This is a genomic window from Ruegeria sp. CG4 (assembly GCF_056537185.1).
Window position 1 is genome coordinate 180,102 of sequence record NZ_JBQFRB010000002.1, and the last position, 13,063, is coordinate 193,164.

11 protein-coding genes and 1 pseudogene are annotated in these 13,063 nt (G+C 57.1%); all 12 read right to left on the reverse strand.

The annotated features are described in order from the left end of the window. Positions 1–92 precede the first annotated feature (92 nt). Positions 93–799: pseudogene (locus tag ACR0J2_RS07220) on the reverse strand (IS6 family transposase). Between the two features lie 94 nt (positions 800–893). After that, entirely contained in the window at positions 894–1,901 is a 1,008-nt protein-coding gene (locus ACR0J2_RS07225; RefSeq protein ID WP_321253982.1) for a LacI family DNA-binding transcriptional regulator, read from the reverse strand. 5 nt (positions 1,902–1,906) lie between these two features. Beyond that, positions 1,907–3,076 carry a dihydrodipicolinate synthase family protein gene (locus tag ACR0J2_RS07230; protein ID WP_480812142.1) on the reverse strand — a complete coding sequence of 390 codons (1,170 nt, stop codon included), beginning with the start codon at positions 3,074–3,076 and terminating at the stop codon, positions 1,907–1,909. Positions 3,077–3,080: 4 nt separating this feature from the next. Further along, positions 3,081–3,389 carry a Dabb family protein gene (locus ACR0J2_RS07235; protein ID WP_170806510.1) on the reverse strand — a complete coding sequence of 103 codons (309 nt, stop codon included), beginning with the start codon at positions 3,387–3,389 and terminating at the stop codon, positions 3,081–3,083. A gap of 2 nt (positions 3,390–3,391) precedes the next feature. Next, a complete protein-coding gene (locus tag ACR0J2_RS07240) occupies positions 3,392–4,978 on the reverse strand; it encodes a GMC family oxidoreductase (RefSeq protein ID WP_480812143.1) in 1,587 nt (528 codons plus the stop codon). Positions 4,979–4,994: 16 nt separating this feature from the next. Beyond that, the gene (locus ACR0J2_RS07245; protein WP_170806512.1) at positions 4,995–5,753 is read right to left on the reverse strand and encodes a 3-ketoacyl-ACP reductase; all 759 of its coding nucleotides are present in this window, start codon (positions 5,751–5,753) and stop codon (positions 4,995–4,997) included. Continuing rightward, the gene (locus tag ACR0J2_RS07250) at positions 5,750–7,240 is read right to left on the reverse strand and encodes a GMC family oxidoreductase (protein WP_170614508.1); all 1,491 of its coding nucleotides are present in this window, start codon (positions 7,238–7,240) and stop codon (positions 5,750–5,752) included. The genes ACR0J2_RS07245 and ACR0J2_RS07250 overlap by 4 nt, the downstream gene beginning before the upstream one ends. Next, positions 7,237–8,349: a sn-glycerol-3-phosphate ABC transporter ATP-binding protein UgpC gene (locus ACR0J2_RS07255; RefSeq protein ID WP_170806514.1), complete on the reverse strand. Its 1,113-nt coding sequence runs from the start codon at positions 8,347–8,349 to the stop codon at positions 7,237–7,239. The genes ACR0J2_RS07250 and ACR0J2_RS07255 overlap by 4 nt, the downstream gene beginning before the upstream one ends. Before the next feature lie 6 nt (positions 8,350–8,355). Next, on the reverse strand, positions 8,356–9,237 hold the full coding sequence (locus ACR0J2_RS07260; protein WP_170614506.1) for a carbohydrate ABC transporter permease: 882 nt from the start codon (positions 9,235–9,237) through the stop codon (positions 8,356–8,358). Further along, entirely contained in the window at positions 9,237–10,130 is an 894-nt protein-coding gene (locus ACR0J2_RS07265) for a carbohydrate ABC transporter permease (protein ID WP_170496900.1), read from the reverse strand. The genes ACR0J2_RS07260 and ACR0J2_RS07265 overlap by 1 nt, the downstream gene beginning before the upstream one ends. Before the next feature lie 101 nt (positions 10,131–10,231). Beyond that, positions 10,232–11,482, reverse strand: coding sequence for an ABC transporter substrate-binding protein (locus ACR0J2_RS07270; RefSeq protein ID WP_170614504.1), 1,251 nt, complete (start codon positions 11,480–11,482; stop codon positions 10,232–10,234). Positions 11,483–11,538: 56 nt separating this feature from the next. Beyond that, a complete protein-coding gene (locus ACR0J2_RS07275) occupies positions 11,539–13,062 on the reverse strand; it encodes an aldehyde dehydrogenase family protein (protein WP_480812144.1) in 1,524 nt (507 codons plus the stop codon). Position 13,063 lies beyond the last annotated feature (1 nt).

The window sequence follows — 13,063 nt, forward strand, 5'->3', positions numbered from 1 at the left end:
TTCGCAGAGCAATTCCGAGTTATAACCTGTTCTGGTGGCGGAGCTGTCAGACGAATTCGAACGCGACTCTGATAAGCCGGTGACACTGTCTTTTATCTCGCGCCAATTTCGCGCCACTCGGCCAGAGCGGCGGCGCGCGTCAGCATGAAGGTGTCACGGCTGGCTAGCGATTTTTCCGGGTTGAAGTGGTTATAGATGCAGGAGTGGACGGAGGCGCATTTCTGTAAGCTTCGCATGCGCCTGAAACGTTGCATGGCGCGTTCGCGTCGTTGAAACGGGAGAAGTGATTTCTCGACGCAGTTGTTGGGCCACCTGCCCGTCCTTTGTTTTTGAGAGCACCCAATTGTCTGAGCGCAGCCTAATAGGGTGCAAAACAGTCGGTCACGATCTCATCGACACAACTATGGCGCTTCAATAACTTCTTGAGGAATATCAATGCTGCAGCTTTGTTTCGGCGTTTGGTGAAAGCGGCTTCCAGCACCTTGCCTTCGTGATAAACGGCCCGCCAAAGGTTGTGTCTCTTGCCATTCACCTTCACAAAGACCTCATCCACGTGCTGCTTCTGTTTCGAGAATGCGAGCAGTTGCTGGGCTCGCTCTTGCCTGGTCTCGGAGGCAAACATCGGGCCGAACTTGTTCCACTAAAATCGGACGGTTTCGTGGCTCACCTCAATTCCCTGTACACGCACTAGATCTTTCACGTTTTGAAGCGGCAATGGGAACCGAACGTATAGCATTACAGCCAAACGAATGACCTCTGGTCTGGTCTTGAAGTAATTGAATGGCGACTGTTTAATCATGCGCGAAAGCTACGAGAGCACCCTACCCACCACAACCCAAGTTATTCTGACAAGACGCTAGGAGCTTCTCGACAAGGGCCGGTATAACCTTCTGCTATACTGTGTCTTTCGTGGTTTGCCGCAAAACCAAGCGCGTTGAAGTGCGCGTGTGCCGCGCTGGCGCGACTCCATCCTGCAGCCACAGCAAAACAGTGTCCGCGACTTTTTCTCCAAACTCGGATACGCCGCAACGTACTGTAGATAAAGCTGGCCAGCATTCTGATGCTTCCTTGATGTCGTCGAAACCGACAATCTGAAACTCCGTGCCAATCTTCACCTGAGCTTCATGGCAGGCATTAATCATCCCAAAAGCAACAAGATCATTGAAACAAACTGCGGCATCGCACGCCGGTTGCTCCTTGAAGAGGCTGACTGTTGCCTTATGTCCAAATGATCGGCTGGATTCCCCTGTTTTAACAACAGGCTGCAAGTGGTTGTCTTTCATTGCTCTGATATAGCCGGACAGTCTTTCCTGAGTGACTTCGGCGCCATCCAGACCACCGATGAAGGCGATGTTCCGCGCGCCCGTTTCGATCAGGTACTGCGTTGCCGCGCGCCCCCCCTCTGCGTAATCAGGGGCGATAAAGGGAAATCTGGCCGTTTCGCTTTCAACCTGCCGCAAGACCTGCATCAAAGGGATGCCAGCTCGCTCGACCGCGGAAAGGGTGTTTGAGACATCGCCATAAGCAGGCGATAGGATCAAGGCGGAAACCCCATGCTCCAGCATCGCGCCCACCACCTGATCCTGAAGCTCGGGGTCTTCGTTTGTATTAGCCACAACAACCGCATAGCCTCGGGACCCCAGTGCCATCTGCAAGGAAGTCGCAAACTCAGTAAAAAATGGGTTGTTCAGGTCGTTGATAACCAAGCCTATGAGCGCCGTTCCCGTGGATCGCAGATTTGCCGCCGACCGGTTGTAGACATACCCAATCTCTTTCATGGCGGCATGAACCAGCTTGCGTGTCTCTGGCTTCACCTGCGGACTGCCCTGCAAAACAAGGCTGACCGTCGACTTGGAAACGCCCGCCGAGTTGGCGACATCTATGATCGTGGGTCTGCGCATTTAGGCTATTGTTCAACTCCATGCAGGTTGAGAAGCGTGGTCATCCGTGCTTTAGCCAGTTCCGGATCCGAGAGCAAACCGGCCTGATCCGCCAGCCTGAAGACCTGCGCGTAGTGGCAGATATCGCGGCTGGATTGGAAGCCACCCGGCATGATGAAATGGGACTGCGACCCGTTCAGCCACGCCAAGTACGTAATACCGGCCTTGTAGAACCGGGTTGGTGCTCGGAAAATCTCACGGCTGAGTGGCACCGTCGGCGCGAACAGAGCACTGTAGCGATCCATGTCATTCATCGCAAGCGCCTCAAGCGCTTGGCTGGCGGCTGGAGCGATAGCAGCGAAAATCCCAAGAAGAGCATGGGAAAAATGTGTTCCATCCCCGACAATTAGGTCCGCATAGTTAAAATCGTCCCCGGTATAAAGGCGTACGCCTTCCGGCAGCCGAGCGCGGAAGGCTTCTTCGTGCGCTTGGTCCAGCAAAGAGATCTTGATTCCGTCAACTTTGGCAGGGTTTTCCTTGATCAAGGACAGCACAAAGTCACTGGCCGTATCAACATCCGCACTGCCCCAATAGCCCTTGAGCGCAGGATCGAACATGTCCCCTAACCAATGGAGAATTATGGGCGCCGCAGCCCCATCGATCAGCGTGCGATAAACATCATGGTAGGTGTCCGGACCCGCATCGATAGCTGGGAAGGCGCGTGACGCCATTAGGATCAATTGCCCTCCAACGGCTTCGATCGCCTCGGCCTGATGCTCGTAGGCTGACAGGATTTCACCCGCTGTGTTCAACGCGCTCAGCGGCAAGTGATCGGTCCCTGCCCCACAAGCCACCCGAGGCGACAACGGGTGTGCCTGCGCAGCCTTCATCGTGCGTTGGATCAATTCCAACGCGGTCTCCCAATCGACCCCCATACCGCGTTGTGCGGTATCCATCGCCTCGGCCAGGCCCAGCCCCTGATCCCAAAGCCCCTGACGAAAACGCAAGGTCGCGTCCCAGTCAACGGCCGGGCGTCCATCCCAAGGGCTACGTTCTGCCAGCGGGTCTGAAACCACATGTGCTGCTGCAAAGGCCGTCCGCGTCAGAGGCACTTGCGGCGCACGCGGCACCAATGGCGTCCCAGTCAGCGCATAGGGTTCAAGCTTCCCTTCGGGATTTGGCAAAATCAGTTTCATTGTTTCAAACCTCCAAATCCAGAACCAGAATACCGTCGATACCGCCTACGGCGTTCTCGACAAGTTGCGCGCCCAACGCCTTGTGTGTTTCGTTGTTCTGATACGTCTCCAGCGCCGCCCAATCGTCGAAATCGATTACGAACCCATGCATGTATCCGCGTTCGATCTGCTCGGGACTTTTACTGCGCCCCCCGGTGAACCCGCTGGCGCCGGGAAGGGCCTCAGATACTTCTGCGAGGCCCTTGTAGATGACTCCGACGGTCTCTTCGGTCACGTCAGGGCGAAATTTGGTCAGTACGATGTGGCGGATCATTTTCAGAAGCCTTGATCTTTTTTGATCATGTCAGCAGCCTTTTCGCCGATCATAATTGTCGGTGCGTTGGTATTCGATGAATTGACCGTCGGCATGATCGACGCGTCCGCGACGCGCAGCCTTTCGATCCCGTTGAAGCGCAGACGCGGATCCAGCACCGCTTCGGCATCACTGCCCATTCGGCAGGTTCCAGCGCAGTGGTGCGATGTTTTGGAATGCACGCAGATAAAGTCGAAATACTCCTGCTTGGTCTTCACATCCGGACCCGGCAAGCGTTCGGCCAAGATGTACGGCTTCAGCGCATCCTGTGCGAGGATGTTCTGCACCAGCTTTAGACCCCGAATGGACATCTCGCGATCATAAGAATCCGCCAGATAGTTGGGATCGATCAGCGGCATGACCGCGGGGTCTGAACTTTGCAACCGGACGGTTCCGCGTGACCTTGGGCGCAGGAAACAGGCGTTCAGGGTAACTCCACCATTGGGCATCGCCTCGACCCCTGCCTCGATTCCGGTGCCAAGCCCTAGATGCATTTGAAGGTCAGGTGAGCGCGCATCCGGATCGGCGTACCAGAACCCACCCGTTTCAAACAGACTGGACGCGACCGGTCCCTTGCGGGTGAAAAGATATTGCAGGCCTGCGAAGGCTGAAAGGTGCAGCTTAGCGTAACGGTCGTAGGTGTGCGGGCCGGTCACTTCGCAGATCGAGTACAAGTCCAAATGGTCTTGCAGGTTCGCGCCGACCTGAGGTTGATGATAAACCGCGTCGATACCAAGACTGTCCAAATGATCCGCTGGCCCAATGCCCGATAGTTGCAACAAGCGCGGTGAACCGATGGCACCCGAGGAAAGAATGACTTCTTTCGCGGCGGAGATCTTGTCCCCGTTCACCATCTCGACTCCAGTCGCCCTGCCCTTGTTCACAATGATGCGGCAGACTTGTGCGCCGGTGCGCACCGTCAGGTTCGGGCGGCTGCGGTTGGGTGCAATAAACGCCATCGCAGCAGAGGAGCGCCGCGCGTTGCGCTGGGTCAACTGATAGTACCCCGCGCCATCCTGTTTCGCGCCATTCACATCGCGTGTTTCAGGAATCCCCAATTCCCCGGCGGCCTTAATATAGGCGTCGCAGATTGGCAGAGGTGCTGCGGGCATGGACACGCCCAGCGGTCCGCCCTTGCCGTGGAATTCGTCTTCATAAGTGTCATTGTCTTCGGACTTTTTGAAATAGGGCAGCACGTCAGCATAGCTCCACCCCTCGCAACCAATCTGTCGCCAGTCATCGTAGTCCTGCGCCGCGCCTCGTGTGTAGATCTGCGCGTTGATCGCTGATCCGCCGCCGATTACCTTGGCTTGTGTATAGTTGAAGACCTTGTTCTGCATTTGTTTTTGCGGAACCGTGGACCAACCCCAGCTGCCGATGCCCTTGGTCATTTTTGCAAACCCGGCGGGCAGGTGAAAGAACGGGTGGCGGTCGGTTGAGCCGGCCTCTAACAACAGCACTTTCGCCGACGGTTCTTCGGAAAGGCGCGCGGCGATAACCGAACCTGCCGAGCCGCCTCCGACAACAATGAAATCAAATCCTTCAGACATTCTGATGTGCCCTGCGTTAAAGACGTGAGATCGACAGACCGCCGTCCACCGGGATGGCGGCGCCGTTGGCAAAATGCATCTGCCCCTGAACCAGCGGGACAACGACGGCCCCGATGTCCTCGGGCTTACCCCAGCGTGCTGCGGGAACAAGACCGCCTTCGATACGGTCGGTGTACTTGTCGCGCACGCCCGCCGTCATCTCAGTCGCGATGATGCCCGGTCGCAGTTCAAAAACGCCGATGCCATGGGGGGCCATGCGCACCGCGAATAGCTGGGCCATCATCGCCGCGGCCGCTTTGGACACGCAGTACTCGGCCCGTTCAATCGACACCATCGTGGCACTGACTGAGGTTACAAAGGTTATCGAACGATAGGTGTCTTGCGGCTGCTCCAACATGCGCCGGGCCACATCCTGCGCCAGAAAGAACGCGCCGCGCAGGTTGATATTTTGCACGAAGTCCCAGTTTTCAGGCGTCAGATCCAGCATGTCGCCACGTACCGGTGCCCCGACACCAGCATTGTTGATCAGGGCTGTGATCGGCCCCAACTCGGCTTCGATCTGGTCCAGCAACACCGGTACGTGATCAATGTCAGACACGTCGTGCTGCACATAAATCGCGTTTGGGCCAAGCTCGGCCAAAGCCGCCTGCACAGCCGGTTTTTCAGGTGCCGATCTAGAGGCCACCGCGACCCTGTACCCCGCCGCAATCAAAGCGCGGGCCACCCCCAGGCCAATACCCTGCTGTCCTCCGGTCACCAATGCTGTTCCGGTCATACGGAAAACTCCGTTTCAATAATGTGACGACCCGCCCTGAGCGCCAGCGCGGCTATCGTAAGGGCCGGGTTAACCGCAGCAGACGTCGGAAGGACAGAAGCGTCGACAATGAATAGGTTCTTGTGGTCGTGGCTTCGGCAAAACGTGTCGACGACACTGCTATCCGGGTCGTTGCCCATCCGGGCCGTGCCGCATTGATGCGACGGTGTGCGCCGATCAAATGGTCGAGAAAGTATCACAGGAAACCCTGCCTGTTTCAGATGCGCCTTTAACCGTGCGACAAGGGCCTCGTGCGCTGCCCAATTCGAGCGTTTCCAGTCCAGTGTGATCTGGTCTCCTTCGACCGTAACCCGGCTGTCCGGGTTCGGCAGGTCCTCGGACATGGCATAGAAATCAAAACTGCGATCGGCGATTAGCGCTGCAATCGGCCCCGGTAGGTGAGATTGCGACGAAAGGATCGGCCCGGTGATCTTTCCCAGCATCTGAATATTGCCCAATGGCAAACCACCCTGCCCGTCGCTGTTGTAATAATCGTTAAACATCAACGTTTTCTGATAGACTGCTCTGTTTCGACGCAACGGATGAAGGGCCAGCACCGCCGAACAATTGTGGTTCATAAAATTCCGCCCGACTTGATCGGACCGATTGGCAAGACCGGTTGGGCAATTGTCATTCGCGGACTGCAGCAACAGGACCGAGGACTGAACCGCGCCTGCTGCAAGCGCGATGACCGGCGCGCGCAGGGTACCGTGGCCGTCAACCTCGACACTCGTAACGCGACCATCGTCACCAACCGTTAGTTTTCGGACACGCGCACCAGTCAACAGTTCGACATTCCCGTGCTTCATTGCCTTGGCGATCGCACAGGTTTCGGCATCCATTTTGCCACTGCATGTATTGGGAAACGCATCCCAAGTCGTTTGCCCGGCCTGCAACCAGGTATCGATATCCACGCCCAACGGTACTGAGGATGGCGTCAGGCCTGCGTGGCTTAGCCGGTTTCTCAGGTCTGCAATATCAACCTCATCCGGCACAGGTGGGTGCGGGTAACCCCTACTGTGCGGCGGTTCGGTGGGGTCTTCTTTAGTGGTGCCACGCGCGTCGTAAAGCTGTTCTGCGGTGGAGTAATCCGTCTCCAGCACTTCGTAGGAAATGGGCCAGCCGAGCGAATGCCCCCCCATGTGCTGACGCGGCGCAAAATCCTCTTTCCGATAGCGGATCAAAGCTGCGCCGTAGAACTTGGAATTGCCACCAACGCAGTAGTAGTTTCCGGGGTTGAAAGGCTTGCCTGCTCCATCCAGCCATGTTTCATCGGGGCGGAAGTGCCCATTGGCAAAGATCGCCCTTGGGTCTCGATCCTGAGGTGAGGGCTGCAACCGCTCTCCCCTTTCAAGGATCAGAATACGACGGCCAGACGGAGCCAACGCTGCAGCCAGCGTTGCCCCCCCGATACCCGACCCAATGATTATAACGTCAGCCCTTTTCATGGAAGGATCCGCATCTCGCTTTCCGGATCAAAGGCCACTGCCTTTTCCATGTTCACCGCAAAGTTGAAATCCTGTCCCGGTGCAACCTCGGCATCCGAGCGCATGCGCGCGATCACATCTCGGCCGCCCAATTGCATCGAGACGAAGGTGTCCGATCCGGCAGGTTCTGTCACCACGATACGGTTGGTCATCTGCGCGATGTTCGACGACTTTCTGTCCGCACCATCCATGTCAGTGATCGTCTCAGGCCGGATGCCCAGCAGGATATCACGACCGTCCCAAGCGGCCAGATTGTCCTGACTGAACGGCAATTGCGCCATAGATCCGTCGTGAACGGCGACCTCTGCGTGAGGGCGACCATTCAATACCGTGACCTTGGCCGGTACCACGTTCATTGCGGGCGAGCCCATAAACGTCGCGACGAAGATATTCGAGGGCGTGTCATAGATTTCCTGCGGCGTGCCCAGTTGCTGCACGTAGCCGCCGTTCATCACAGCGATGCGGCTTGAAAGAGTCATCGCCTCGATCTGGTCGTGGGTCACGTAGACGATGGTGGTCCCGAGGTTCTGATGCAGCTTCTTGATCTCAGTTCGCATGTCGACCCGAAGCTTGGCATCAAGGTTCGAAAGCGGCTCATCGAACAGGAAGACATCAGGGTTTCGCACCAGCGCGCGACCCATTGCAACCCGCTGACGCTGACCACCCGACAACTGCCCGGGCTTGCGATCCAGCAATTGCTCGATTTGCAACAGCTTGGCGACTTCTTGCATCGCTTTCTCGCGCTCAGGCTTGGGCACCCCGTGCATCTCAAGCCCGAAGGTGATGTTTTGCCCCACAGTCATGTTGGGGTAAAGCGCATAGCTTTGGAAAACCATAGCGATGTTGCGGTTCGACGGGTGCACCCCGTTCATAACTTGATCTTTGATACGGATTTCGCCGCTGGTGATCTCTTCCAGCCCCGCGATCATGTTCAGCAGGGTCGACTTGCCGCAGCCCGACGGACCGACCAGCACCAGGAACTCACCCTCCTGCACCGAAATATCGACCTTGTGCAGAACCTCGACCGCCCCGTAGGATTTGGTCGCGTTGTCTATGTCCAGAAATCCCATGGGACTTTATCCTTTCACCGAACCCGCCATCAGGCCGCGGACGAAGTACCGTCCGGCCACGATGTAGACGAGCAGAGTTGGCATGGCGGCCAGAATGGCGCCTGCAAAATGAACGTTGTATTCCTTCACACCGGTGGAAGACTGCACGAGGTTGTTCAGCGCAACGGTCATCGGTTGGCTGTTGGCATCGGCAAAGGATGCACCGAACAGGAAGTCATTCCAGATGTTGGTGAACTGCCAGATGATCGACACCACTGCGATCGGCCCGGAACTGGGCAGAAGGATGCGCCAGAAGATCTGGAAGAACCCGGCCCCATCAATCTGGGCAGCCCGGATAAGCTCGGTCGGGAACACGGCGTAGTAGTTGCGGAAATACAGCGTGGTGAAGCCAATCCCATAGACCACGTGCACCAGTGCCAGACCCCAAGTGGTACCCGCCAGCCCGATGATACCCAGCATCCGCGCCATCGGGATCAGCACGATCTGGAACGGAATGAAGCAGGCAAACAGCATCAGACCGAATAGGATGGTGTCATATTTGAAGCGCCACTTGGTCAGTACATAGCCGTTCAGCGCGCCAAGGATGGTCGAAACGATCACCGCCGGAACAACCATCTTGATCGAGTTCCAGAAGTAGGGCTTCAACCCCGTAGGATCGACACCGATCTGAGCCGAGGACCATGCCTTGAACCAAGGCTCCAACGTGAACACCTGTGGCAGGTTCATCATGCCACCGCCGGTGATCTCCTCTAGCGGTTTCACCGAGTTTACCAGCATGACGTAAAGCGGTAGCAGGTAGAACAGACCGAACAGCAGCAGCACCAGATAGATCAAGGTGCGCGTGACGCGGCCAGTGCGGATTGCGGTATCCTGAGTTGCTTGGGACATCAGCGTTTCTCCCGCAATTCGGCATAAAGATAGGGGATCATGATCGCCGCGATGGTCATCAGCATGATCGTGGCCGAGGCCGCGCCGATCCCCATCTGGTTCCGCGTAAAGGTGTAGGAATACATAAAGGTCGCGGGCAGTTCGGTAGCACGACCGGGCCCACCCCCGGTCAGGGCGATCACAAGGTCAAAGGTCTTGATCGCAAGGTGGCTGAGGATCACGAAGGCCGACAGGAATGCGGGGCGCAGTTGCGGGATGATGATCCGGCGATAGAGGTTCCAGTTCGACGCCCCATCCATCTGCGCCGCTCGCAGGATTTCGTTGTCGATGCCTCGCAGCCCGGCCAGGAACATCGCCATCACGAAACCGCTGGTCTGCCATACGGCCGCCAGAACAACCGTGTAGATTGCGTAATCCCGGTTCTTGATCCAGTCGAACTCGAAGCTGGTCCAACCCCAGGTGTGCATCACATTCTCAAGGCCTATACCCGGGTCAAGAAACCATTTCCAGGCGGTACCCGTGACAATGAAACTTAGCGCCATCGGATACAGGTAGATCGGGCGCAACAGCCCCTCGCCGCGGATTTTCTGATCAAGGAAGATTGCCAAACCCAGCCCGAGGCAGGTGCAGATCACGATATACAGGCTGGCGTAGATGCCCATATTGATCAGCGATGTTTCCCAGTGGCTGAGCCGCCACAGCTTGTCGTAGTTTTCCCACCCGACCCAACCAAAGGTCGGCAGAATGCGGCTGTCAGTAAAGGACAGGTAGACCGAAAACAGAATGAAACCGTAGACAAAGACCGTCATCATCGCGATCGATGGGGACAGGACCAGCTTGGGAATCCAGTTCTGAAGGCGTGTCTTGAAATCCGCGTCGGCTGAACCAGCCATGGCGCGCCCTCCTCGTTCGGGTAGTTGTAGGTCGGAGCGTTAGCGCCCGCTTGGTGACAGGGCGGCCAACCCGCCGCCCCATCGGGAGGATCACGATAAGATCACTTGGCGATCGAAACTGCGTCAACCAGTTCAACCACAGCAGTCTCGCTGTCATACTCGCCGTTGAAATGGGCTGTGACGACGTCATAGACCGCATTCTTCACTGATGCCGGCGCGGCATGGCCGTGCGCCATCGAACCAAACAAGTTGCCCGACGAAGCCGCTGCTGCCAGATCCTTCATGCCCTGTTGGCCGCAAGCATCAAGATCACTGCCATCCACGTCAGTACGAGCCGGGACAGAGCCCTTCACCTTGTTGAAAGCAATCTGGAAGGATGGTGAAAGGATCGCGCTGGCCAGCGCGGCCTGTTCGGCCGACACCGAACCGCCCTGATCGAACATCATGAACTGGTCAGCATTGAATGTGACCTGATCCTGAGTACCCGGGAATCGGAAGCACAAAAAGTCCTCACCCGGCACTTTGCCCGCGTTCAGGAATTCGCCTTTGGCCCAGTCACCCATCATCTGGAAACCGGCTTCACCGTTGATGACCATTGCAGTCGCCAGGTTCCAGTCGCGGCCCGAGAAATTCTCATCCACGTTGTCGCGAATGAACGCCATACGGTCGAACGCTTCCTTCATGGCGTCGCCACCAAGTGTTTCCTCGTCCAGGTCAACGAAGGCTGCTTTGTAGCCATCGGGCCCAAGTGTCGACATCGCCACAGCATCGAAGATGGTCGCATCCTGCCAAGCCTGACCACCATGCGCGATCGGTGTGACACCGGCAGCTTTCAAAGCCTCAACCGCCGCGACGAATTCGTCCCAGTTGGTGGGCTGTGCAATACCGTTGGCGTCCAGCACCGCTTTGTTCGCCCAGACCCAGTTGGTCGAGTGCACATTGACTGGTGCCGAGACCCATTTGCCGTCATGCTTGGCAAAGGCCTTCAAAGCATCCGGGACGACATCATCCCATCCTTCTTTCGCTGCGACCTCATTCAGATCAGCCAGCGCGCCCTGATTGGCCCAGTCCAGAATGTCGAAGCCCAAAGCCTGAACAGCAGTCGGCGCGTTACCGGCAGTCACACGAGCCCTCAGAACGGTCATCGCCTGTTCGCCTCCACCACCCGCAACGGGCATATCGGTCCAACCGATTCCCTGCCCGGACAGGTCTTCCTTGAGAACATTCAACGCTGCGGCCTCGCCACCTGAAGTCCACCAGTGCAGAACTTCCACGTCTTCCGCGTGCGCAAGGCTGGTCGTGCAGAGCAGACCGGCCACAAACAGCGATTTTGTCTTCAGCAGTTTACGCATTCTTGTTTCCTCCCTTAATGCGTTCTTCTTATTCGGGACCAATCCGGTGCCCGGTCTTAATCTTGCGGAACCCATGGCGCTCGGCTGTTGCCGATGCGCATGACTACTGATTTCACTTCGAAGAATTCCTCGAACCCGTAACGTCCGATTTCCCGCCCCTGCCCGGATTGTTTGAACCCACCGAAGGCGACCTCCGGGAATCCGTCCATCCAGGTGTTGGTCCAGACCGTTCCCGTTTCTGCACGACGGGCGAACTCAAGGCAGGTGTGAACGTTTTGGCTCCAGACCCCTGCCGACAGACCGTAAGCGCTATCATTGGTTAGCGCGATTGCTTCGTCCAGTGTTTTGAAGGTCAAAACGGACAGAACCGGTCCAAATACCTCATCGCGGGCGATGGGCATTTCTGGCGAGACGCCAGAAATCACTGTCGGCTGGTAGAACTGATCACCCAGACCATCGACCTCTAGCGGCTTACCACCCAAGTCTATAGTCGCGCCGCACGCTTTCGCTTGTTTGACATAAGCGTCTATCTTTGAGTTGTGCTCGGGCGTTACGATAGCTCCGACTTGCGTCGTCGGGTCCAATGGATCGCCAAATTTGACCTTGCGCGACAAGGCAACGACACGCCCTCGGAAATCGTCGGCGATGTCTTCGTGCACAATGATGCGACTGCTTGAATTGCAGCACTGGCCGACATTGAAATAGATGCCAAACACAACGGCATCCGCCGCTGCATCCAGATCGGCATCGGGAAAGATGACCTGCGGGTTTTTGCCCCCAAGCTCGAGCGCGACCTTTTTGAGCGTACCAGACGCAACTGCGCTGATCGTCTTGCCCACGGCTGTCGAGCCGGTAAAGCTGACCATATCCACGCTCTTGTGACCGGACATCAAGCTCCCGACGGGAACGCCATAACCAAGCACGATATTGCAGACACCGGTGGGCAATCCTGCTTCGACCAGCAACTCGCCGAGCATCAAGGTCGTCGACGGCGTCATCTCGGATGGCTTCACGACGACAGTACAGCCTGCGGCCAGTGCAAATGGCAGTTTCTGGCTGAGGATCCAGAACGGAAAGTTCCAAGGTGTGATGATCGACACGACACCGATGGGTTCTTTCAACACGACACCCATCATGTCCATGCCAAGAGTATTGTGACTGTCGCCGTGGGTGCTGCGTGCCAATGAGGCCGCATAGCGCCACAGATCTGCGGCACCGCCAACTTCGCCCTTGGATTGACTGATCGGCTTGCCGCTTTCCAGTGTTTCGATCAGGGCAATCCGGTCAACGTTCTGCTCGATCAAATCGGCGACTTTCAGCAAGACGGAGGCGCGTTCCTTGCCCGAAGCACGGCTCCAGGCACCGCTGTCGAACGCCTTGCGCGCCGCCTGGATCGCAGCCTGGGTCTCAACCTCACCCCCCATGGCCGAACGGCTGACGATGTGGCCGTGCGAAGGAGAGCGGCGCTCGAACGTCTCACCCGAGGCGCTGTCCTGCCATATGCCATTGATGAGGTGCCGGCCTTCAAACAGAGGCGGCAGCTCGAACGGGATGGCAGGGTTGATTGCGATGTCTTTCATA

Excerpts from the sequence above, each read along its gene's own strand:
- ACR0J2_RS07225 (WP_321253982.1), bottom strand. The coding sequence starts at position 1,901 with ATGCGCAGACCCACGATCATAGATGTCGCCAACTCGGCGGGCGTTTCC.
- ACR0J2_RS07230 (WP_480812142.1), bottom strand. The coding sequence starts at position 3,076 with ATGAAACTGATTTTGCCAAATCCCGAAGGGAAGCTTGAACCCTATGCG.
- ACR0J2_RS07235 (WP_170806510.1), bottom strand. The coding sequence starts at position 3,389 with ATGATCCGCCACATCGTACTGACCAAATTTCGCCCTGACGTGACCGAA.
- ACR0J2_RS07240 (WP_480812143.1), bottom strand. The coding sequence starts at position 4,978 with ATGTCTGAAGGATTTGATTTCATTGTTGTCGGAGGCGGCTCGGCAGGT.
- ACR0J2_RS07245 (WP_170806512.1), bottom strand. The coding sequence starts at position 5,753 with ATGACCGGAACAGCATTGGTGACCGGAGGACAGCAGGGTATTGGCCTG.
- ACR0J2_RS07250 (WP_170614508.1), bottom strand. The coding sequence starts at position 7,240 with ATGAAAAGGGCTGACGTTATAATCATTGGGTCGGGTATCGGGGGGGCA.
- ACR0J2_RS07255 (WP_170806514.1), bottom strand. The coding sequence starts at position 8,349 with ATGGGATTTCTGGACATAGACAACGCGACCAAATCCTACGGGGCGGTC.
- ACR0J2_RS07260 (WP_170614506.1), bottom strand. The coding sequence starts at position 9,237 with ATGTCCCAAGCAACTCAGGATACCGCAATCCGCACTGGCCGCGTCACG.
- ACR0J2_RS07265 (WP_170496900.1), bottom strand. The coding sequence starts at position 10,130 with ATGGCTGGTTCAGCCGACGCGGATTTCAAGACACGCCTTCAGAACTGG.
- ACR0J2_RS07270 (WP_170614504.1), bottom strand. The coding sequence starts at position 11,482 with ATGCGTAAACTGCTGAAGACAAAATCGCTGTTTGTGGCCGGTCTGCTC.
- ACR0J2_RS07275 (WP_480812144.1), bottom strand. The coding sequence starts at position 13,062 with ATGAAAGACATCGCAATCAACCCTGCCATCCCGTTCGAGCTGCCGCCT.